Below are 23,415 nucleotides of genomic sequence, written 5' to 3' on the forward strand. Positions count from 1 at the left end.
TCACTGTTTAGTGGAGCTTTTTTTTGTTCTGAAATTTTCCCAGCTGATTACCGCATAAGCAATCAGAATTCCTTGCAAAGGCATCATATAACGGGAGGCATTCACCGGCCCGGTTATCAAAATAGCATAGGAAATAAAAATCAGCAGATAAGAGCCTGAAAAATCAATTCGCTTTCTTCTCTCCCAGAGATACCTGAAAATAAATCCCCATTTAAATAGGGTAGCAATAAATATAGGAATCAATATCAGGACAATCCAGAAGTATTTATAACCAAAAAAGTTAGAAATGGTTTTCTGTAAGCCCGCCGTGCTTAACATATTCAGGAAACCCTGATTCGGATCGTATTTTTCAACCAGCGTCATTAAATCAAACCGTCCGGGATCAATTGAACCACGTACAGAACCATAAAAATGGAAGATAGAATAAGAGATAAGATTTTCTTGAATAACCTTTTTTCCTTCTGTAGCCAGGAATTCACTCTGTTTTTCAAATGTAGGCAGTTTCTCGACTTCAAGATAAATAGCATCCCTCCATTGATTGGCCGCCTCTGTTCCTTCTTTTTGAGCTTTGAAAAGATAAAGGTTATAGTCAATCAGATTGATATTCTGCATGGATGAAAAATGGAAATAACCGGTTCTTTCTTTGTTAAAGCCCATATAGCCTATAGTAAACAGCAATGGCAGGAAAACAGAATAACGAAATGTTTTTGTTTTCACGAAATAGAAAAGAAAGAATAAAAGGCTGACAATAGAAAAAAGATAAAAAGCAGGTTTTAAAAATACCAGCGCAATGAGTAGCAGCTGTATCTTCAGTATCTTTTTCGAATCAAAACTTCCAATCAGTTGCAAAGCAATCAAAAGAGATAAGGTCATAACGAGAGCTTCGGTCATGATCAGATGTGTATAGATAAAAACAGAGGGAGTCAGCAAGAGTAATACGGTCACTAATCGAAATGATTTCCCTCCTAATCTTTTAAATAGCTTTAAGATAAGATAGATATTGAAAAAGCCTAATAAAGTTTGAAACAGAACAATTGTCAAGTCGTTCGAGAAACCAGGGAAAAGAATCAATAAAGGATATAAGAACGGTCTTTTAGTCAACAATGTTGCTTTGCCAAAATCTGTCGTGGTAGAAAAATAATCTCCGTTTTTCAAAAGCTCAGCAGTTGCAAAATAATCATCCGAATCAGACAATCGAAAGTCACCTTGGATAATTCTAAGTGCTAAAAAAAGCAGCATAAGAAAACTGAGAAATAAAAAATTTTTTCGGAATCCAGAATCGTTAAGGTTGTTGAAAAAAGTTGTCAATTGTGCTTTTTTAAGAGTTTCTAGGCAAACAAACTTACTTAAAATATTGGAAACTAAATTTAGGAAATGTAGATTTGTCAACCATAGCATTAAGATGAAAACTAAAAAGGCAATTATTATCGGAGGCGGTCCGGCTGGCTTGACTGCTGCGTATGAATTTATTCAAAATACCGATATCCAGCCTATTGTTTTAGAACAGAGCGAGTTTTGGGGCGGAATTTCCAGAACTGTAAATTATAAAGGGAATCGTATCGATATTGGCGGACACCGTTTCTTCTCAAAATCGGATGTCATTATGGACTGGTGGTGTAAAATCCTGCCGATTTTGTCGGAAGAGAAAACAATTAAAATCTCCTACCAGAACAAATCGAAGGAATTGAATACTATTGAATTTCCGTCAGATGCTAAAAATCATGACAATGTTATGCTTGTCCGTAGCAGGAAATCGAGAATATATTATCAGAAACAATTTTTTGATTATCCGATTTCGCTGACACCGGAAACGGTCTTGAAACTTGGGTTATTCAATACGTTTCTGATAGGAATGAGCTATCTTAAAAGTGTGGCTTTTCCAATTAAGAATGAAAAGAACCTGGAAGATTTTTTTATTAATCGATTTGGGAAAAAGCTGTACAAGACATTCTTTAAAGACTATACGGAAAAAGTCTGGGGCATAAAATGTACTGAAATAAGTTCGGAATGGGGAGCCCAAAGAATCAAGGGATTGTCAATCAGAAAATCGATTGCCCATTTCCTGAAAAAAAAGTTTTCCAAAAAAACGGATAAGAATATCAGCCAAAAAGATACAGAAACATCGCTGATTGAATATTTCCTCTATCCAAAATTTGGTCCAGGCCAGATGTGGGAAGAAGTAGCCCGAAAAATTACTGAGAATAAAGGTGAGCTTCACCAAAATCTAAAAGTGATAAAAATTCAGGCAGAAAAAGATACAATCACGGCAGTGACTGTACAAAACCAATTGACAAAAGAGAAAATTGTCTTTGAAGGCGATTACTTTATTTCAACAATGCCGGTTCAGGAACTTATAGCCTCTTTAGAAGCAGAAGTGCCAGAAAAAGTCAAAGAAATTGCAGAAGGATTGATTTATCGCGACTTTATAACAGTTGGTCTGCTCCTTAAAAAAATGACAAAAGAAGAAATCACAGATAACTGGATTTATATTCAGGAACCTTATGTCAAAGTAGGAAGATTGCAGATTTTTAATAACTGGAGCCCATTTATGGTGGAAGACCCAAGTACGACATGGGTAGGTTTGGAATATTTTTGTTACGAAGGCGATGCGCTTTGGAATAAATCTGAAGCCGAAATGAAACAGTTGGCAATACAGGAAATGGTTGAAATTGGAATGATTAATAGTGAAGATGTCCTTGACAGCGTTGTAATCAAAATGCCGAAAACATATCCGGCCTATTTTGGAACGTATGAAAAATTCAATGAGATTATTGATTATACCTCAGAATTTAAAAATCTGTACCTGATTGGAAGAAACGGAATGCATAAATACAATAATCAAGACCATTCCATGCTTACGGCCATACAGGCAGTGCAGAATATAAAAAACGGTATTTCGGGCAAAGAAAATATCTGGGCTATCAATACCGAACAGGAATATCACGAAGAAAAATAAACTTAACAAATAATAAAAAAGCCTTTTTTATCTTTGTCAAAAGCCAAAAGCTATGTTACAATTAAATGTAAAAAACGAAACATCAAGATTAAGAGCGGTAGTACTGGGTTCTGCTGTAAATAACGGCCCAACGCCAACCGCTGATGAAGCCTATGATCCAAAATCATTAGAACATATTCTTGCAGGGACTTATCCGGTAGAAAAAGACATGATCGAAGAAATGGAAGCATTTAATAAGGTCTTTCAGAAATATGATGTAAAAGTATACCGTCCGGAAATGATTGAAAACTACAATCAGATCTTTACAAGAGATATTGGGTTTGTTATCGACGATGTTTTTGTAAAAGCCAATATTCTTCCCGACAGAGAAAGAGAATTAGATGCAATTCAATATGTAATAGACCAAATCGACCCGAAAAAGGTTGTTCGTCCACCAGATGAGGTGCATATTGAAGGTGGCGATGTAATGCTTTGGAATGATTATATTTTTATCGGGACTTACAAAGGAACAGATTATAAAGACTATATTACTGCCCGAACCAATATGGAAGGCGTTAATTATATCAAAGAATTGTTTCCGCATAAAAAAGTAAAGGAGTTTGACCTTGTCAAGTCAAAACTGGTAGCCAGAGACAATGCATTACACTTGGATTGCTGTTTCCAGCCAGTAGGAAAAGACAAAGGGATTATTTACAAGAGCGGTTTCCGTCAGGAATCCGACTATATCTTTTTAGTAAATCTTTTTGGTAAAGAAAATCTTTTCCATATTGACCGGGACGAGATGTATTATATGAATTCAAATGTATTTTCTATTGCAGAAAACGTAGTTGTTTCAGAGCGAAATTTTACCAGGCTAAACAATTGGCTTAGAAGTCAGGGTTTTACTGTCGAAGAAATCCCGTATGCTGAAATAGCAAAACAGGAAGGATTGTTGCGGTGCTCAACCTTACCGCTGATTAGAGATTAATCTGTTTTAAGCAAAATGCTTCTTTTTGAAACCAGTTTAGCCTAAAACACTATACCAAAATATATGAGACAAACAACAAATTCCATTTTGATGATTCGTCCGGTGGCTTTCCGGATGAATGAACAGACAGCGGTAAACAATTATTACCAGAAAGTACTGGACGGACTGCTTCCGGAAACTGTGAATGCTAAAGCACAGCAGGAATTTGATGCTTTTGTAGAAAAATTGAGAGCAGCAGGAATTAATGTGGTGGTGGTTGAAGACACAAAAAGTCCTGATACGCCGGACTCTATTTTTCCAAACAACTGGATCTCATTCCATGAAAATGGAGATGTAGCACTTTATCCGATGTTTGCTGAAAACCGCCGTGAAGAGCGCCGTGAAGACATTTTAGATTTATTAGAGGACCAGGGTTTCAGAATAGATAATATTGTAGACTATACTTCTGCAGAAGAAGATAAAATCTTTTTGGAAGGAACCGGAAGCCTGTTGCTGGATCGCGCCAATGGAAAGGCATATTGTGCACTATCACCAAGGGCAGATGAAGAACTTCTTATTGAGTTTTGTGAAGATTTTGATTATGCACCGGTTATTTTTGAAGCCTTTCAGACCGTTAATGGAGAACGAAAGTTAATCTATCACACTAATGTCATGATGTGTCTGGGAGAAACTTTTGCAGTTATCTGTGCCGACAGTATCGATGATAAGAAAGAAAGAAAAATGGTGTTGGATAACCTGAAAGCCGATGGAAAAGAAATAATCCTGATTACAGAAGATCAGGTTAATAATTTTGCCGGAAACATGCTGGAAGTAAGAGGTGAAAATGACAAACGTTATTTGATAATGAGTGCCGCAGCATACAAAAGCCTAAAGCCTGTACAGATTGAAAAATTGGAATATCATTGTGAGATTATCAGTTCCAGCCTTGATACTATTGAGGCTTGTGGAGGCGGAAGTGCAAGATGTATGATGGCTGAGATTTTTTTGCCAAAAGAGTAACAAGAAGTAAGATATAAAAAAAGCCCTGAATTTTCAGGGCTTTTTTATTATTAGGAGGAGATTGTTTTTAGAATGTTGACAACAGAGCTGCTAATGTATTGTACACCAATAGCAATAACAATAAAACCAATAATCCTTGAAATAGCTACAATTCCGGAAGCTCCAAGAATTCGGGATAAATAGTGGGCGCTTCGCATTACTAAAAAGATGACGATGGCAACTGCCGCTATCGATATACAAACAATGATTTGTTCATTCAAATGTTGGTAATCTTGATAAAGCGCAATCAAAAGAGAAATAGATCCTGGCCCGGCCAACATTGGAATTGCAAGCGGCGTTAAGGCAATATCATTCCTTTTTTGGGCATCGTTTTCAACTTTTTTGTTGACTCCCCGTGTTTTGTTAAACCTCCCGGAAAGTAAGGCGAAACCAGAATTTAAAATGATTAATCCCCCTGCGATTCGTAAAGCGTCAATGCTGATTCCGAAGAAATTCAAAACATACTGACCGATAAAAAAGGAGATGATGAGGATTATAAAAACATTTATAGCTGTCCAAAGTGAAATTCTCGAGCGTTCTTCTTTAGTGTCTTGCTGTGTGAGCCCGACAAAAATAGGTACTGCGCCTAGCGGGTTGATAACCGAAAATAACGCTGCAAATACATAAATGAAAATTTCCATAGTTTTTGTTGTAAAATTAGAATTGGAAATGCTGGATGTAGTAAAGTTATAAATAAATTATTATTATCAAACACTAGGTTATATTTTGTCGGATATTTCAAACAATATATATTTGTATTTCACCATAATTTTTGAAAATGAGGTTTTTAAAAAACATTTTTACAATAATAACGCTTTTGATATGTGTTTCTGGGGCATATTCACAAGTTTTGGAAGGTCATGTATATGATATGCAAAATAATGCCCTACAAGCAGCAACAGTCTATCTGGACGGTTCGACAGTAGCAACAACGACAGATGCGGAGGGTTATTTTAAAATTAATGCTAATACCAATAGCAGGGCTACATTAGTAGTTAGTTATATGGGATATAAAACAATACGATTAGAAGACCCTTTTCAGCATAAAAAAATCAAAGTCTTGATGGAGGAAGATGCTATTTCAATGCAGGAAGTAGTGCTTGTAAAAGGACCTTTTACACGAAAAGAAATGATGAAGGCATTCAAAGAGCAGTTTTTAGGAAGTACAGATGCAGGAAGTTCCTGTAAGATCCTAAATGAAAATGATATCAACCTCTACTACGACATTAATACAAATACATTAAATGCTACATCACATAAGCCAATCAAGATAAAAAACTCTTATCTGGGCTATGAAGTCTTTTTTGAACTGGCAGATTTTAATGTTGTATATAGAAGAAGAAGTCTTTCCAGTTTCTCCATTGATAAAAGTTATTTCTCAGGCACGACATTTTACAAAGAATTATCCCAATCTAAAAAAATAGATAAAAGAAGATTGAATTCATATCTGGGTTCGACCTCACATTTTGTCAATACAATTGCTAATGAAAGTTGGGAGAAAGAAAGGCTGGCCCTTTTTGTAGACGGGTTTAAAGTAGATCCAAAAAAATATTTTGAGGTAAGTGATACCTTGGGAGTTAAAAAAATTACAGTTCTTAAGGAGCCGATGAAGCAGGTTCCGATTTACAAAAAGGAAAGCCCGGAAATAAGTAGGAAAGGGCAAACCATAATCATTGGTTCACCAGCTGAAATTACGGGCTATAATGAGGCTGAAGTACCGTTTAATGTTTTGTTTAACGATAAACATCAATCCCTAGCTGACTTTACCGAAAAAGTCATTTTTGTAGACGAAAATGGAAATTATAGTCCAATCTATGGAGTAATGGTTGGAGGTTATATGAGTTCTTTAAAAGTGGGAGATATGCTTCCTATTGATTATTATCAATCTGTCAAAGGAAAATATTGATGTTATTGTTTTGATAAAAATCGTTTCTTTGCCCAAAAATTCAAGTAAATTTATAGTCTATAGACACATTCATGAAAAATAAGAAAACATTAGTATTGGGCGCTTCTTCTAATCCGGCACGTTATTCCTATATGGCAATCAGAAATCTAACAGAAAAAGGTCATTCCGTTGTTGCGATAGGACTTAAGGAAGAAGAGGTATTAGGAGTGAAAATCCAGACCAAGCAGATTCCTTTTACCAACATTAATACAGTAACGTTATATCTGAATCCACAAAGACAGAAAGACTATTATAATTATGTAGTTTCCTTGTCTCCAAAAAGGGTGATTTTTAATCCGGGAACAGAAAATCCAGAATTTTACCAGCTACTTAAGCTAAATAATATAAAAGTAGAAGTAGCTTGTACGTTGGTACTGCTTTCAACAAATCAGTTTTAACAATAAAAAGAAAGGCCTGGAAATCCCAGGCCTTTCTTTTTTAAGATTCTTTCTTTATCAAGTTTTGCGCCTTCGCGCCTTTGCGTGAAAATAATTGCTCGCAAACGCGCAGAGCCGCAAAGTATCGATTGTTTATTTAGAATCGGGTTTGCGTAGTTGCTTTTTTACTAATCAGCAATAATCCTAAAAAGGTCAATCCGCCGTTCAGGATAATTAATTCCTCTGCGAACTGATAATTGCCAAACAATTCCGTAGAGTAGGAGCTGATTAAAAACGTAATGCTTGGTGCCAGTATGCATATAATCGGAACATATCGGTCGTTAACGGTTTTGGTTTTCATAAATAACCCAAAAGAATACAATCCCAACAATGGGCCATAAGTATAGGCAGCGACTTTGAAAATCAATCCAACGACGGCATCGCTGTTCAAAAGATAAATCACAATAATCACCAAAAACATCAACAATGAAAATCCGATATGGACAAGATGGCGGGTGCGGACCATATTCGGGTTCGCAGCGTTTTCGGCCTTATCCATTCCTAAAAAGTCAACACAGAATGAAGTTGTAAGCGCTGTCAATGCAGAATCGGTGGTTGCAAACGTTGCTGCGGTCAAACCTAATAAAAATACGATTGCAGGAACCAATGTCAGGTAATTGAAAGCAATTTCAGGGAAAAGCAGGTCGGTTCTTGGTTTTCCTGATACCGCATCCAAAGGAACGCTGATCCCGTTTTTCTCCGCATACATATACAGCAATGCACCCACACTCAGGAAAAAGATATTGATAACTACAAAAATCCCTGTAAAAGTAAACATGTTCTTTTGGGCTTCGCCTATGTTTTTACAGCTCAGGTTTTTCTGCATCAGGTCCTGGTCAAGTCCAACCATAGCCAGAGTTACAAATATACCTCCCAAAATCTGCTTCCAGAAATAATTGCTTTTCAGCCAGTCTTCAAAGAAAAATATTTTTGAATAATTGCTGTTTTTTACGGCTTCAAAAGCCTCAGGGAGATTGTAATCCAGGCTGCTGCAAATAAAATAAATAGTGAAAATAACCGAGGAAACCAGAAATAAGGTCTGTAGCGTATCCGTAATGATAATCGTTTTAAGTCCGCCACGATAAGTATAGGCGAAAATCAGTCCTAGGGAAATCAATACCGTAACCCAGAAAGGAACACTAAAAGCGTCAAAAACATAACGTTGCAATACGATAACAACAAGGTATAGCCTTGCTGCGGAACCAATAGTACGGCTTATTAAAAATATCGTGGCTGCCGTTTTATAGGATACATGCCCTAAGCGTTGTTCAATATAACCATAAATTGAAGTCAGGTTCATTCTGTAATACAACGGGAGCAGTACTTTGGCAATGAGTATAAAACCAATCGCATTTCCCAAAACAAACTGAAAGTATTTAAACTGTATATCAGGAGAACCAACTTGTCCCGGAACAGAAATAAAAGTTACGCCAGACAGCGCCGTTCCAATCATCCCGAAAGCCACCAGATACCATTTGGAGTTTTTATTCGCCTTAAAAAAGGCATCATTTCCTGAATCTTTTTTGCTGACCCTATTGGAAATCAATATCAATATGCCAAAATAAATAATGATTATAAGGAGGATGGTAAGTGGTTGCATCTGTGTTTGAGTTTATTGCAAAGCAAATAAAATTTACCCAAAAATAGCAATTAATCGCAGTTTTATTCTAAATTTGGAATAAATCAAAAAGAAAATTAGATGAGAAAAATCGTTATTGCAATTGCCCTGTTTTTAGTTTCATCTGCAGGATTTGCACAAGAAGATGCCGTTTCTGATGTCAAGATCGATATGAATTTCAATAAATCGCTTTTTCCGATGGCTGAAGGAAATATGTACATGTCAACTGAACCGGTTGCTTTTATTATGGCAAACATGATGGCGCAGACATATGAAGAAGCAAAAGTTGAAATGCAGGCTATTTCAGAAGACAAAGATCTTACCAATGTGAAAAAAGGGGAACTGAAAGAAAAAGGAAAAGATATTCTTTATCAGACTGCCTTAGTCAAGAACGATGATGGACAAGATCTCGTTATGGAAATTTATGTCGTAAAAGTCGATAAGCAGAATACGATAATGGTTTCTGGCGGGTATGATTTGAAAGCCAAAGAAACATTCAAAGATGAAATAAAAAAAGCTGCCCTATCCGCAAAAGCTATAAAATAGCTAATACAAAACAAACAAAAGCTTCCAGTTCCTTCTGGAAGTTTTTTTGTTTAAAACAGTTTTTGTAGCTGTTAAAAATCAAGTCTCCGTTTAGTATATTTGCACTCTATGGAATTTTCTTCGAAACTTTTAGAAAAGGCAGTTTATGAAATGTCTCAATTGCCGGGAATTGGCAAACGCACAGCATTGCGATTGGTATTGCATTTGCTGAAACAGCCAAAAGAACAGACAGGTTTGCTGTCTCAGGCACTTTTGACGATGCGTGAAGAAATTAAATTTTGCCAAAGCTGCCATAATATTTCGGATGTTGCAGTTTGTGAAATCTGCTCAAATTCCAATCGGGATCATCAATTAATTTGCGTTGTAGAAGATATCCGTGATGTAATGGCTATCGAAAATACAGGGCAATTTAGAGGAATCTATCATGTTTTGGGAGGAAAAATATCTCCTATCGACGGCATTGGCCCAAGCCAGCTGAATATTCCAACATTAGTCGAAAAAGTCAAGACAGGAAATATCCGGGAGCTGATTTTTGCACTAAGCTCAACCATGGAAGGAGACACTACCAACTTCTATATTTATAAACAGATTAAAGACTGCGATGTAATAACTTCTACAATTGCACGAGGAATTTCTGTAGGCGATGAGCTTGAATATGCTGATGAAGTCACGCTTGGAAGAAGCATCCTGCACCGCGTACCCTTTGAAAATTCGTTTAAAAATACATAGAATTGTCTACCATATTCTAAATGAAAAACTATATTTGTTTACTAAAAAATTGATAATGAAGAAATCACTCCCGTTTCTTTCCATAGTGATAGCTATTATTTTTGCCTCATGTGTCCCTAACAAGGATTTGATATACCTTCAGAACAAAAATAATTCTGAAACCACTTCATCTGTAAATCCTGTTGTAGCAAAGCCTTATCGTGTGCAAACAAATGATATCATGAGCATTAAGATCAAAGCATTGGATGCCGCTCTGGTAGAAATGTTTAATGCGACAGACGGGAATGTGAACAACCTGAATGAACAAAATCTATACTTCAACGGATATTCTGTTGATGACCACGGAAACATCAGGATTCCGGTTCTTGGCGAAGTCAAGGTTGTTGGCCTGACATTAGAAGAAATCAGGATCAAGATTGAAAAACAGCTATTAGACGAATATTTCCATAAAGAGGCCAATATTTTTGTAAATGTAAAACTGACCGGTCTTCGTTATACCGTAAACGGAGAAATCGCATCACCGGGAACAAAGGTGTTATTTCAGGAAAGAGTCAACGTAATGGAAGCCATTGCAAATTCAGGTGACATAACCATGGTTGGAAACCGTAAAGAAGTAACCATTATTCGCCAATATCCCCAGGGAACCGAAATGCATACGTTAGACCTTACGGATGCTAATGTTATGAATTCCCCTTATTACTATATCCAGCCAAATGATTATATTTATGTTAAGCCTTTAAAACAAAAATCATGGGGAACCGGAACAACGGGAATTCAATCGTTGGCAACCGTCCTTACCCTGATTTCTCTGGTTACCACAGCAATAGTGCTCATTAACAGATAATCTATACCATGCTTGATCCGAAGGACTTTTCATTTTTTGAAAATCAGAACAATTTCGATTTCAAAGGTTTCTTGATAAAAATATTGAGTTACTGGAAATGGTTTTTGGTGAGCCTTATTATATGTTTTGCCATAGCCTATCAGGTAAACATCCGTAAAGAGAAAATTTACGGAATGGAGAGTCTTATCGCTATCCGCGAAGAGAGCAATCCTTTTTTTACTTCAAATACCAGTCTCGTTTTTAACTGGGGAGGTACGTCTGATAAAGTTCAGACCATCATAACTACACTAAAATCACGCTCTCACAATGAAATTGTGGTTGCCAAGCTCGAATATTACATTAAATATTTTACGCAAGGAAAATACAATCTGATTGATGCGTATGGCGAAGCTCCGTTTAAAGTTGTAATCGATAAATCCAAAGGACAGCTGTCTGGAATTCCGATAAAAATAAAATTCCTGAACGCTTCTGAATATGAACTTTCGGTTGCTTTTGAAAACGAAAGCGTTGGGCTTGTCAATTATTATAATGAAAGTAAAAGCCAGATTGCTGTTGCAACAGGCGAACATAGTAAAAAGTTTAAGGTAGGAGAACAGGTGAAGTTGCCCTATCTGAACTGGAAGTTGGAACTGAAGTCTGATGCCAGCTCGTATGCCGGCAAGGAATACTTTGTGAGATTTGACAGTTTTAATAGTGTAGTCAACCAGTATCAGGGTATTAATGTAGATAGCGACAGTAAAGGAAGTTCTATATTAAAGCTTTCCATGCAGGGAACCAATAAGGCCCGTATGGTCGATTATCTGAATACTACGGTTGAGGTGTTGCGAAAAAATCAGTTGGACAGCAAGAACCAATTTGCTATTAATACGATTGCCTTTATTGACAGTACGCTCATCCAGATGGAAGAACAGCTAAAAGGAACGGAAGGCCAACTGAAAGATTTCCGCAGAGGCAAAAATGTTTTTGAACTGGAAGACGGAGGCGAAAAGATTTCAGAGAAGTTAGCAGGACTTGATGTTGAAAAAGACGCAATCAACCGTAAAATAGCCTATTACAATACGTTGCGTTCTTATCTGAATAACAGTGTCGATTATTCAAAATTGCCGGCGCCTGCTGTTGCAGGAATAGATGATCCTAACATTGTAGGGAACGTTTCCCGATTAATAGCGCTCTCAATCCAACGTTCTGAAAAAGCATATGCCGTAAAGAATGAGCGGTTTTTCAGAGATTTTGATAACGAAATGGAATCGGTTAAAAAGGTTCTTTTAGAAAATATTGCATCAGCAAAAGCGGTTATCCAGAGTGATCTGGCATTGGTCAATGCTAAATTGGGCCAGGCAGAAAGCACTATCAAGAGATTACCGGATGACAAACAGGATTTGTTGAAGATTACCAGAAAATATGATTTGGCAGAAAATATATTCAACACGTTTCTTGCCAAAAGAAATGAAGCCAACATTGTCAAGGCGGCCAATCTTTCTGATATTCATTTTATTGATTCGGCAAAAGATACAGGCGGCGGATTATTAGGCCCGAAAACAAGCGTAAATTATGTACTTGCCTTATTCTTGGGATTGATGATTCCATTGGTTATTGTGTTTGTTATCACGTTTATGGATAACAGCATCAATACGGTCGAAGACATTGGCAAGCTAACCAAAATACCATTGCTGGGTGTCATAGGTAAAAAGAAAACGCCTACCAATCTCGCTGTTCTTGAAAAACCAAAATCGGCATTGGCAGAATCTTTCCGCGCTATTAGATCATCACTTCAGTTCTTGTATAAAAAACAAAAGCTTTCCGGAGCAAAAACGCTGATGCTGACATCCTCTATTAGTGGTGAAGGAAAGACTTTCTGTTCTATAAACATTGCTACTGTTTTTGCATTAAGCGAAAAGAAAACCGTAATCGTAGGATTGGATTTAAGAAAACCTAAAATTTTTGGAGACTTCGATCTTGACAATACTTTTGGAGTAGTGAATTATTTGATAGGACAGAAAACGGCTGATGAAATTATCCAAAAAACAAAAATACAGCATCTGGATGTCATCACTTCGGGACCTATTCCTCCTAATCCGGCGGAGCTTATTCTTGGCGAAAGTATGAAAGACCTTTTGGATGACTTAAAACGAAAATACGATTATATCATTTTAGATACACCACCGGTAGGATTGGTTTCTGATGCTTTGGAATTGGCACAATTTTGCGATGCCACACTTTATGTGGTTCGTCAGAATGTTACCAAAAAAGGAATGTTGGCTCTGGTAAATGACAAGCATAAGAGAGGCGAGCTCACAAATATAAGTATTGTATTTAATGGCTATGAAAGCAAAGCCAGATATGGCTATGGTTACGGCTATGGTTATGGCGACTACAGTAATGGCTATCACGATGAAGACGAATCAGAAAATCGTTTTAAAAGACTTTTAAACAAATGGCTGAAAAAATAGCAAGACAAACAGGAAACAGCCTCAATGATCAGCAATGGCTTTATGAAATATCTCCTAAAAGAAAGCTGGTAGCCTTTAATTTTGGAGAAATCTGGAGATATCGCGATTTGCTGATGTTATTTGTCAAAAGAGATATAGTAACATATTATAAACAGACAGTCTTAGGCCCGTTATGGTTTTTGATCCAGCCTTTACTGACTTCCATTATACAGTTTGTAATTTTTAATAAGATAGCGCAGATCGAATCAGATGGGATAAATTATTTCCTGTTTGCATTGGCAGGAAATACACTTTGGTTTTATTTTTCTGATTGCTTTAAATCGACTTCAGATACTTTCAAAACCAATCAGAATATTTTCGGGAAGGTTTATTTTCCAAGGGTTATCATGCCTATATCCATAACCATATCCAACCTTTTAAAGTTTGGTATACAGTTTCTGTTTTTTATCTGTATGATGACTTATTTTATCATGCAAGGCAAAGCAGTCATGCCGAATTGGGAAATTGTATTTACACCGATTCTTTTAATTCTGATGGCCCTGATCTCACTTGGATTTGGAATGATTATTTCTTCATTAACCACAAAATACAGGGACTTGACTTTTTTGATCGGTTTTGGCGTACAGCTTTATATGTATCTTACTCCGGTGGTTTATCCTACTTCGCTGGTCGTAAAAAAATTAAAGCCTTATGGTTATGAAAACCTGGTGTATCTAAACCCGCTTACCAGCCTTTTTGAGTTTTTCAAATACTCTTATCTGGGCAAAGGCGAGTTTACAACATTTGGCCTTGTTTATTCTGTAGTATTTTCAATCGTTATCTTTTTATTGGGGCTTATCGTTTTTAATAGGACTGAAAAGAATTTTATTGATACAGTTTAATAAGCTAAAAGATGCTCTTAAAATCTTTGCGGCTCTGCGCCTTTGCGAGCCATTATTTCACGCAAAGACGCAGAGCCGCGAGCATAAACCAAACATATTTGGCGTAAAACTTCTGATAATCATAAAGAACATAAATAAAAAAGCGGGGACAATGTCCCCGCTTTTTAGTTGAACTCAAACCAACTCTTAATTCGCTTTTGGCGTTAGGTTAAATCTCAAATAAAATTCATGCGTTCCGCTAGTTGCGCTTGCAATTTCATCCCGTAAAGAATGTTCGTAAGCATATCCGAAATCAAACCAATCGTTAACTTTTATAGTTGCCAATCCGTTGATTGCTTTGTCTGTTCTGTAAGCCACACCAAGTCCGAATTGCTGTTTGTAGCTCACAAGGCCTGTGATGTCCATAGAAACCGGAGCACCATTAACATAGCGAAGCAGGGTAGAAGGCTTTAGCATAAAGTCTTCATTCAGGTTGATGTCATAACCGCCGCTTAGATAAATATGAGGCCTGTCTGAAGCCACTGTTGCCACTCCGTCTTCATTTTTAGCACGCTGAGTGCTAAGCATTTTTGGAGTAGAAAGCGAAACATAAAATTTCTTGTGCTTTAAATAAGCTCCAATACCAAAGTTAGGGTTGAATCGGTTGATGTTTACCAAAGACGGGTCAGATTCTACATTGTAAGTTTGTAATCCGTTCACGTTTACATCGTAAAAATTTCCGCCCGCCTTAACTCCCAGGTACAGGTCAAGAGTTTCGTTTATAGGAACCAGATAAGAGAAATCTGCAAAAACCGAAGTCTGTTTTTCAACGAATGTCTTGTCGTTTATAATAGAAAGTCCGATTCCCAATTTTTTCCCTGTTGGCGTTCCGAATGACACAGCTTGGGTTTCCGGAGCATCTTTTATTCCTGCCCATTGTGTCTTGAAGCTGCTTGAGATTAAGGTTTCACCATCAGCCCCTGCATAAGCAGGGTTGATGATGTTCATGTTATTTCTGTAAAATGTAAAGCTGGTTTCCTGTTGCCCGTATGCATAAGCGGCAAAGAAAAATAACAGTACAGTGCTTAATTTATTGAATGTTTTCATAATGATTGTCATTTTTATTTGTTGCTGATTATCGGGTTAGGTAAATCCATCCTTCATAAACAGGAGTTCCGTTTCCTAAATCAATTTGGTAATAGTATGAGGATTCAGGCAGTGGGTTGCTAGAACCTTTATAATGACCATTCCAATCATTTTTGTATCCTTTGGCACTGAATACTTCAGATCCCCATCGGTTAAACACTTTTACTACAGAATTTGGATAGTTGGTGATGTTGATAATCTGCCATGTATCGTTAATTCCATCGTTGTTTGGCGTAAACGCTTGAGAAATGTTGATTTCTGTCAAGTCGCAAACGTCTCCGATTCCGTCTTTGTCAATATCTTCCTGACCTGGGTTGTATGTGTAAGGACAGTTGTCTATTTCGTTTGGAACACCGTCGTTATCATAATCATCGTCACAAGCATCACCTATTCCGTCATTATCAGTATCAACCTGATCCGGGTTGTAAGTGAACGGACAGTTGTCGATTGTGTCTTCTACACCATCATTATCATCATCTGGATCACAATTGTCAGGAATTCCATCACCGTCATTATCTCCAAAGGTGTTGATAACTGTTACTATAGCTTCAGCTGATGAAACATTTCCGTGAATATCCGTAACCGTCATAGTCACGAAATTAGTTCCCGTTTCACCACAGTTGAATGCCGTCTGGCTTAATACAATAGAAGCAATACCACAGTTGTCTGAAGAACCATTGTTGATCTCTGAAATTGTGATATAGGCCATTCCGTCAGCATCAAGAGAAACAGTCACATCGCGTGTGATAGCAAATGGAGCCATCGCATCCTGAACCGTTACTATTGCTGTTTGAGTAGCAACATTTCCGTTAACATCGGTTACACTTAAGATTACTGTATTGTTACCAACATTTGAACAAGAGAAGTTGGTCTTGTCAAGCGTGTAACTTGCGATACCGCAATTGTCTGTAGAACCGTTGTTAATCTGTGCAGGCGTGATTGTAACCTGTCCGTTGATATCCAATTGAACCGTAATATTCTGTGTGATTACTGTTGGAGCAATTGTGTCAGCCACAGTTACGATAGCAGTATTAGAAGCAGTGTTTCCATTCACGTCAGTCACTGTTAAGGTTACCGTATTAGCACCCACATTAGCACAGTTGAACTCAGTTATATCAAGAGCGTATGTTGCAATACCACAGCTGTCTGCCGAACCATTGTCAATCTGAGCTGCTGTGATTATAGCCTGTCCGTTAGCGTCAAGCTGAACCGTAATGTTCTGCGTGATTACTGTTGGAGCAATAGTGTCTTCTACAGTTACTACAGCTGTTGCTGATGAAGTATTTCCGCTAGCGTCAGTCGCTGTAAGCGTAACCGTATTGGCACCTACATTAGTACAGTTGAATTCTGTGATGTCTAATGTATAAGTTGCAATAGTGCAATTGTCTGTCGAACCATTGTTGATCTGTGCAGGCGTAATTGTTGCCTGTCCGTTAGCGCCTAACTGTACTGTGATATTCTGCGTAAGAACAGTAGGAACTATTACATCTTCTACAGTTACAATAGCTGTATTCGAAGCCGAATTTCCATTTACGTCAGTTACTGTCAATGTTACTGTGTTAGCACCTGTATTTGTACAATTGAAATTTGTAATGTCAAGCGCATACGTTGCAATTCCGCAGTTGTCAGTAGAGGCATTATTGATTTGTGCAGGTGTGATTGTAGCCTGTCCGTTAGCATCTAACTGAACTGTTATATTCTGCGTGTTTACAATTGGATTAACAGTATCAACTACAGTTACTATAGCTGTATTTGAAGCTGAATTTCCATAATTGTCAGTTACAGTCAAAGTTACCGTGTTAGCACCAACGTTTGTGCAATTGAAGTTTGTAATGTCAAGCGCATACGTTGCAATTCCACAATTATCTGTCGAGCCGTTGTTGATTTGTACAGGTGTGATTGTAGCCTGTCCGTTAGCATCCAATTGAACTGTAATATTTTGTGTTCTTACAGTTGGAGCCATCATATCTGCAACCGTTATTATAGCAGTTGTTGAAGCGTAATTTCCGTTAACATCAACACCAAATAACGTAATCGTATTAGTAGTTCCTATGTCTGAACAGTTAAAGAAAGTACGGGAAATACCCATTGTTTCGATAGCACAGTTGTCGAAAGAACCATTGTCCACATCAGCTGTTGTCAACGTATATTCACCATTGATGTTTAGGTGAACGGTTACGTTTTGAGCAATCATTGTTGGAAGAATGTTATCTTCAACGGTTACTACAGCCGTATTTGAAGCCGAATTTCCGTTTACATCAGTTACAGTCAATGTTACTGTATTTGCCCCAACATTTTCGCATGTGAAAGCTGTTGTGTCAAGAACATAAGTAGCAATTGTACAGTTGTCAAAAGAACCATTGTTGATTTGAGCCGGTGTGATTGTCGCCTGTCCGTTTGCATTTAACTGAACTGTGATATTCTGTGTTAATACAGTCGGATTGATATTGTCTTCTACCGTTACAACAGCTGTATTTGAAGCTGAATTTCCATGAATATCGGTTACAGTCAATACTACTGTGTTCGGGCCAACATTAGTACAGCTAAAGTTTGTAATGTCTAAAGTATAGGTAGCAATCGTACAATTGTCTGTAGATGCATTGTTGATCTGAGCAGGCGTAATCGTAGCCTGTCCGTTTGCATCCAATTCAACCGTGATGTTTTGCGTAAGAACAATAGGCGCCAAGACATCTTCAACAGTTACAACTGCCGTGTTAGAAGCCGAGTTTCCGTTTACATCGGTTACAGTAAGCGTTACCGTGTTAGCACCTACGTTTGTACAGTCGAAAGCTGTTATATCAAGAACATAAGTTGCAATCGTACAGTTGTCAGTCGAAGCGTTGTTAATTTGAGCAGGTGTAATCGTTGCCTGTCCGTTAGCATCTAACTGAACCGTGATATTCTGTGTAATAACAGTCGGAGCAATAACATCCTCTACGGTTACGATAGCCGTATTTGAAGCCGAATTTCCGTTTACGTCAGTTACAGTAAGCGTTACCGTGTTAGCACCTACGTTTGTACAGTCGAAAGCTGTTATGTCAAGAACATACGTAGCAATTGCACAGTTGTCAGTCGAAGCATTGTTGATTTGAGCCGGTGTAATTGTCGCCTGTCCGTTAGCATCAAGCTGTACAGTAATATTCTGTGTAAGTACAGTTGGAGCGATAACATCTTCTACCGTAACTATAGCCGTATTTGAAGCTGAATTTCCATTTACGTCAGTTACTGTCAATGTTACCGTATTTGCACCTACATCTGTACAGTCGAAAGCAGTTATGTCAAGAACATAAGTAGCAATGGCACAGTTGTCAGTCGAAGCATTGTTAATCTGAGCAGGCGTTATTGTCGCCTGTCCGTTAGCATCAAGCTGTACAGTAATATTCTGTGTAAGAACAGTCGGAGCGATAACATCTTGTACCGTTACAATAGCGGTATTCGAAGCCGAATTTCCGTTTACGTCAGTTACGGTCAATGTTACCGTATTTGCACCAACGTTTGTACAATCGAAAGCTGTTATGTCAAGCGCATAAGTAGCAATCGCACAGTTGTCAGTCGAAGCATTGTTAATTTGTGCAGGCGTTATTGTAGCCTGTCCGTTAGTATCCAATTGTACAGTAATATTCTGCGTAAGCACGATTGGAGCAATCATATCTTGAACAGTTACGATAGCCGTATTTGAAGCCGAGTTTCCGCTAGCATCAGTTCCTGTTAAAGTCACCGTATTGGCACCAACATTAGTACAGTTAAAGGAAGTGATATCAAGTGCATAAGCAGTAATGGCACAATTGTCAAAAGAACCATTGTTTACCTGTGCAGGAGTTATTGATACTTGTCCGTTAGCATCTAGTTGTACTGTTATGTTTTGAGTAATGATAGTCGGATTTGTAGTATCCTGAACTGTTACAACAGCAGTTGCTGTTCCTGTATTTCCATGAATATCGGTTACAGAAAGTGTTACCGTATTTGCTCCGGTTTCTGAACAATTAAAAGTAGTCTTGCTTAAAGCATAAGAAGCAATACCGCAATTGTCTGTTGAACCATTATTGATTTGCGCAGGAGTAATTGTAGCCTGTCCGCTTGCGTTTAGCTGTACGGTAATGTTCTGCGTAATTACATTTGGAGCCATAACATCGGCTACCGTAACTACTGCTGTTGCAGCACCTAAGTTGCCTGTTGGGTCATTTCCGAAAAGTGTAATCGTAAAACTTTGTCCTACATCAGCGCAGGTAAACAAAGCTCTGGTGATTCCAAGGTTAGAAATACCGCAATTGTCATAAGAACCATTGTTAACTTCTGAAGGGACCAGATTATAAATTCCGGCTGCATTCACGTTAACAGTAATGTTTCTGGTAATGATAGTTGGGTTTGTAGTATCCTGAACCGTTACCACTGCCGTTGAAGAAGAAGTATTTCCACTAGCATCTACAGCTGTTAATGTTACCGTATTTGGCCCTAGATTTGAACAGTTGAATGTACTCGGACTTACTGTCAAAGAAGTGATTCCTACGTTATCAAAAGAACCATTGTTTACTTGTGCAGGAGTTATAGATACCTGCCCGTTAGCACCAATAGACACGGTTGCATTTTGAGTGATTACGGTTGGAGCAATATTATCAATAACGGTAACTGTTGAAGTTGTTGTGCCAACATTTCCTTTAACGTCGGTTACAGTCAAGGTTACAGTGTTAGCGCCAAGGTTTGTGCCATTGAAAGTTAATGGAGAAGCCGTAATGCTTCCTATACCGCAATTATCTGTCGAACCGTTGTTGATTGCAGCAGCAGTTGTAGAAGCCTGACCGTTTGTACCTAAGTATAAAGTAAGGTTTTGTGCAACAGCAGTTGGATTTACAGTATCGTCAAAAGTAACAGTGAATGTTCTTGTTGATGTTGTACCGTCGCCGTCTGTAGCTCTCAAAGTTACAGTTGAAGTTCCAAATTGTCCTGTAACAGGTGTGAAACTTACTGTTCTTGTTGCTCCGGTACCTGTAACTGAAATGTTTGCCAAAGGAAGCAGAGCCGTGTTTGTTGAACCTGTTGCCTGAAGCGAAATGTTCGCCACCGGAGATTCACTATCTGCTACAGTAACATTCACAGAACCTGAAGTATTGTAGCAATAGCCTTGGTTGGCTACAGTTGAAATGGTAGGTGGCGTACTTACGATTGATGTCAAACAATTACCGTTAAAACGTACTCTGTGTTCGTTTACAGAACCACCTGTTGCAGCTGTAAAGCCCCAATAAGCATATTGATTTCCTAAAATCGCATTTGGAATATCGATTACAGTATTAAAAATTACAGAACCTTCATAAGTTACCTTAAGTGTTTTTGAAGAAGCAATCCATTCAAAAACAGCGTCGTGCCAATTACCATCTTCTATTTGTCCTGCATTATAATAAGGAGCAAATTCTGAATGTGCAGCAGTACTTAATGCCAGTCCATTTTTTATGATAGCGATGTGGTCATTAGAAATAGGGTCTGCACCAGGATTGTAATAAGTATCAAATTCTACAGCAAGAGAAGGCGAGATTCCTTGGTAGCCAAGACCGCCTCCTGCAACTCCTTGGTTGGAAGATAAAGGTTGCAATACGAAAGCCAATCCATCTGCACCTGCGTCAGATGCACCAAAATAAAGTTGAGTACTGATTTTGAAGTTTTCATTCAAGTCAAGTCTGGCTTTGCCCCAAACTGTACCATACAGGTTACCTAGATTTTCTGTAAGACGTACTTCATTTCCGGTCAATAATGCATTTCCGTTTGTAATAACGTCAGATGCGTTAAAGGTGTTACAAGGAGTGATATAAATCGAAAAGCTTGTCGTTGCCGTACAACCATTGTTATTTGCCGTAACAGTATAGCTCGCAGTAGACTGTGAGCCTGTTGGAGTTCCGGTAATGGTTCCGTTTAATGGGTTAAATACCAATCCAGTAGGCAAAGTTGGAGTAATGCTCCAGTTAGTGCTTGCCCCGCCAGTATTACTCACAATAATTGGAGTGATCGTCTGGCTTTGGTATAAATTATACGTTGCCGATGTATACGCTATTACAGGAAACTGATTAACAGTTACCGTAAAAGTGGTTGTAGCAGTCGCTCCTAATTGATCCGTAACGGTCAATGTTATCGTAGCCGTTCCATGCTGATTGGCGGCTGGCGTTACAGTAACTGTTTTATTTGCACCTGCACCAGATACCACTATGTTTGCGTTTGGAACCAGAGTTGTATTTGAAGAACTTCTTGTTACAGTTAAGCTTGCTGCCGGAGTTTCCACATCAGCAACTGTAAAGGTAAGAGCTGAGGTTGCTGCATTGGCGCAAACTGACTGATTAGCAATAGTCGAAATAGTAGGGTTATTATTAGCTACAGTAGTGAATGTAACTTGAGGCCCATAGCCAGTTCCCACAGAGTTAGTAGCATAAGCCCTAACATAATAAGTGGTTCCTGAGTTCAATCCTGCCATAACACTTGTAAACGTACCCAAACCAGAGCCGTCTGTAGTTTTGCTGTTTGCAATAGTTGGATTTGCAGTAGTACTCCAGCAAATACCTCGTTCAGTAACAGCTTGTCCGCCGTCCGAGCCTACAGTTCCTCCTGATGATGCAGAGTTTGCCGTAATGGCGCTTGCGGCTGTTGTAGCAGTGACATTTGGTACAGTATACGCCAGTGTGGTAAATGAAGTATGATAAATTGTCGAATAGGCAGGAACTGCATCGCGTGTTACAAAATACAATTCATAAGTTGTATTTGGTGTCAGTCCTGTGATAGGGAAAGGTACTTCAACATTGGCAGCCATAGCAGATGAGCCATGTGCCACAGGAGTCACAGATCCATAGGTAGTACCCGCCTGAATTTGAGCTTCAGTTGGTGCTGCTGAACCTTGCGGAACAACAACATAATAGCCATTTACAGGATTTTGTGAAGTTGAGTTAAAAACAGCAGATGTGTAAGTGATATTATTTACTGCACCGCTTGCCTGGGCTACATCTTCAATAATATCGTCAATATCTGCAAGAGTACCTGCGGCATAATACCAGGTGAAATCATCACTGGCATTTACAGCTAAATCATTGAAACGTACATAAAAACCATAAGAACCATCAGTGTATCCTGAATTTACTACAGAAGTCGCCGGGTTTTGGTTGATGACATTAGTCCAGGTACAACAAGCGTTTACGATTGTATTTCCTCTTGGAGAATTAGAATAAAAAAGAATTGCCTCCTCAGTATTGTATATTTTTAATGCGGCAGAAGGCTGTGAAGCTACCGTGTTTAATACAAAGGCTCCGTTTACAAGGTTTCCTTTCTGTTTGACGTTGCTGTCTGTTAAACCGACAAAGTCATCCCGGGTTCCAACCCAGATCCTGACATTGCTTATAGGGGCAGCACTGACGTTCTTTACTTTTACCTTTACTTCGATATAACCCGCACTTTGCAAAAGAGTAAAGGTGTTTTCAACTTCAAGAAGTGAACCTCCAACATTTATGTTTCCTTTAGAAACCACCTTCCCATATCCGTCTGGAGCGGTTGTAAATGTGAATCCAGAATAATCGATTGTCTGGTTGGTCAATGATGGATTTTGAGCTATAGTTCCGTTATTGTTCCATTCATTGGTTCCATCTCCTCCCACAGCATAAGCATTATCAAGAGCATAATTGTTAAAGGTTAATTTTCTCCATTGTGCAGCAACAGCATGGTAATAAAAAGGCTGCTGCATATTTCCTGAGTTATTAATGGAATTTTCAGATCCACTCCCAACACGCATTTTATTGTTGTTGATGACTCTTGTCTGAGCTTCTGCTAAAGAAGGCATCAGGAGCATAAGAACAGGAACAATCAATACAATAGCCAGGGATAATTTTCGAAAGTATTTTTTACTATTTCCCAT

The 23,415-nt window shown here is 38.2% G+C and carries 15 protein-coding genes; 10 read left to right on the forward strand and 5 right to left on the reverse strand.

Annotation, left to right across the window (positions count from 1 at the left end; genetic code table 11):
- On the reverse strand, positions 1-1,308 hold the full coding sequence (locus ABH942_RS11845; protein WP_370032191.1) for a hypothetical protein: 1,308 nt from the start codon (positions 1,306-1,308) through the stop codon (positions 1-3).
- 94 nt (positions 1,309-1,402) lie between these two features.
- On the opposite strand from ABH942_RS11845, the gene ABH942_RS11850 reads away from it, so the two are divergent.
- From ABH942_RS11850 to ctlX, 3 genes are all read left to right on the forward strand, one after another.
- A complete protein-coding gene (locus ABH942_RS11850; RefSeq protein ID WP_370032193.1) occupies positions 1,403-2,956 on the forward strand; it encodes an NAD(P)/FAD-dependent oxidoreductase in 1,554 nt (517 codons plus the stop codon).
- Positions 2,957-3,008: 52 nt separating this feature from the next.
- Complete coding sequence (locus ABH942_RS11855; RefSeq protein WP_370032194.1) at positions 3,009-3,923, forward strand: dimethylarginine dimethylaminohydrolase family protein; 915 nt, start codon at positions 3,009-3,011, stop codon at positions 3,921-3,923.
- Between the two features lie 63 nt (positions 3,924-3,986).
- Complete coding sequence (gene ctlX / locus ABH942_RS11860; RefSeq protein WP_370032196.1) at positions 3,987-4,922, forward strand: citrulline utilization hydrolase CtlX; 936 nt, start codon at positions 3,987-3,989, stop codon at positions 4,920-4,922.
- A gap of 50 nt (positions 4,923-4,972) precedes the next feature.
- Here ctlX and ABH942_RS11865 read toward each other — a convergent pair whose 3' ends face one another.
- Positions 4,973-5,602, reverse strand: coding sequence for a MarC family NAAT transporter (locus tag ABH942_RS11865; RefSeq protein ID WP_370032198.1), 630 nt, complete (start codon positions 5,600-5,602; stop codon positions 4,973-4,975).
- A 137-nt stretch (positions 5,603-5,739) separates the two neighbouring features.
- Here ABH942_RS11865 and ABH942_RS11870 point away from each other — a divergent pair, with 137 nt between their 5' ends.
- Together ABH942_RS11870 and ABH942_RS11875 are read left to right on the forward strand one after the other, a co-directional pair.
- On the forward strand, positions 5,740-6,867 hold the full coding sequence (locus ABH942_RS11870) for a carboxypeptidase-like regulatory domain-containing protein (RefSeq protein ID WP_370032200.1): 1,128 nt from the start codon (positions 5,740-5,742) through the stop codon (positions 6,865-6,867).
- A gap of 71 nt (positions 6,868-6,938) precedes the next feature.
- The gene (locus ABH942_RS11875) at positions 6,939-7,304 is read left to right on the forward strand and encodes a CoA-binding protein (protein ID WP_370032202.1); all 366 of its coding nucleotides are present in this window, start codon (positions 6,939-6,941) and stop codon (positions 7,302-7,304) included.
- Between the two features lie 136 nt (positions 7,305-7,440).
- On the opposite strand, the gene ABH942_RS11880 is transcribed toward ABH942_RS11875, so the two are convergent.
- A complete protein-coding gene (locus tag ABH942_RS11880) occupies positions 7,441-8,943 on the reverse strand; it encodes a sodium:solute symporter (RefSeq protein ID WP_370032204.1) in 1,503 nt (500 codons plus the stop codon).
- A gap of 99 nt (positions 8,944-9,042) precedes the next feature.
- Between ABH942_RS11880 and ABH942_RS11885 the strand changes: the two genes are divergently transcribed.
- The 5 genes from ABH942_RS11885 (at position 9,043) to ABH942_RS11905 (ending at position 14,411) form a co-directional block, all read left to right on the forward strand.
- Complete coding sequence (locus ABH942_RS11885) at positions 9,043-9,507, forward strand: hypothetical protein (RefSeq protein WP_370032206.1); 465 nt, start codon at positions 9,043-9,045, stop codon at positions 9,505-9,507.
- Between the two features lie 108 nt (positions 9,508-9,615).
- The gene (gene recR / locus ABH942_RS11890; RefSeq protein WP_370032208.1) at positions 9,616-10,236 is read left to right on the forward strand and encodes a recombination mediator RecR; all 621 of its coding nucleotides are present in this window, start codon (positions 9,616-9,618) and stop codon (positions 10,234-10,236) included.
- Between the two features lie 55 nt (positions 10,237-10,291).
- On the forward strand, positions 10,292-11,080 hold the full coding sequence (locus ABH942_RS11895) for a polysaccharide biosynthesis/export family protein (RefSeq protein WP_370032210.1): 789 nt from the start codon (positions 10,292-10,294) through the stop codon (positions 11,078-11,080).
- An 8-nt stretch (positions 11,081-11,088) separates the two neighbouring features.
- Entirely contained in the window at positions 11,089-13,530 is a 2,442-nt protein-coding gene (locus ABH942_RS11900; protein WP_370032212.1) for a polysaccharide biosynthesis tyrosine autokinase, read from the forward strand.
- Positions 13,515-14,411 (forward strand): ABC transporter permease, encoded by an 897-nt coding sequence (locus ABH942_RS11905; RefSeq protein WP_370032214.1) that lies wholly within the window; start codon positions 13,515-13,517, stop codon positions 14,409-14,411. The genes ABH942_RS11900 and ABH942_RS11905 overlap by 16 nt, the downstream gene beginning before the upstream one ends.
- A 186-nt stretch (positions 14,412-14,597) precedes the next feature.
- Here ABH942_RS11905 and ABH942_RS11910 read toward each other — a convergent pair whose 3' ends face one another.
- Together ABH942_RS11910 and ABH942_RS11915 are read right to left on the reverse strand one after the other, a co-directional pair.
- Positions 14,598-15,497 (reverse strand): type IX secretion system membrane protein PorP/SprF, encoded by a 900-nt coding sequence (locus tag ABH942_RS11910; RefSeq protein WP_370032215.1) that lies wholly within the window; start codon positions 15,495-15,497, stop codon positions 14,598-14,600.
- 28 nt (positions 15,498-15,525) lie between these two features.
- Positions 15,526-23,415: a gliding motility-associated C-terminal domain-containing protein gene (locus ABH942_RS11915; RefSeq protein ID WP_370032217.1), complete on the reverse strand. Its 7,890-nt coding sequence runs from the start codon at positions 23,413-23,415 to the stop codon at positions 15,526-15,528.

Origin of the sequence: Flavobacterium sp. 28YEA47A, from assembly GCF_041262125.1 — a bacterium.
Taxonomy (GTDB): domain Bacteria; phylum Bacteroidota; class Bacteroidia; order Flavobacteriales; family Flavobacteriaceae; genus Flavobacterium.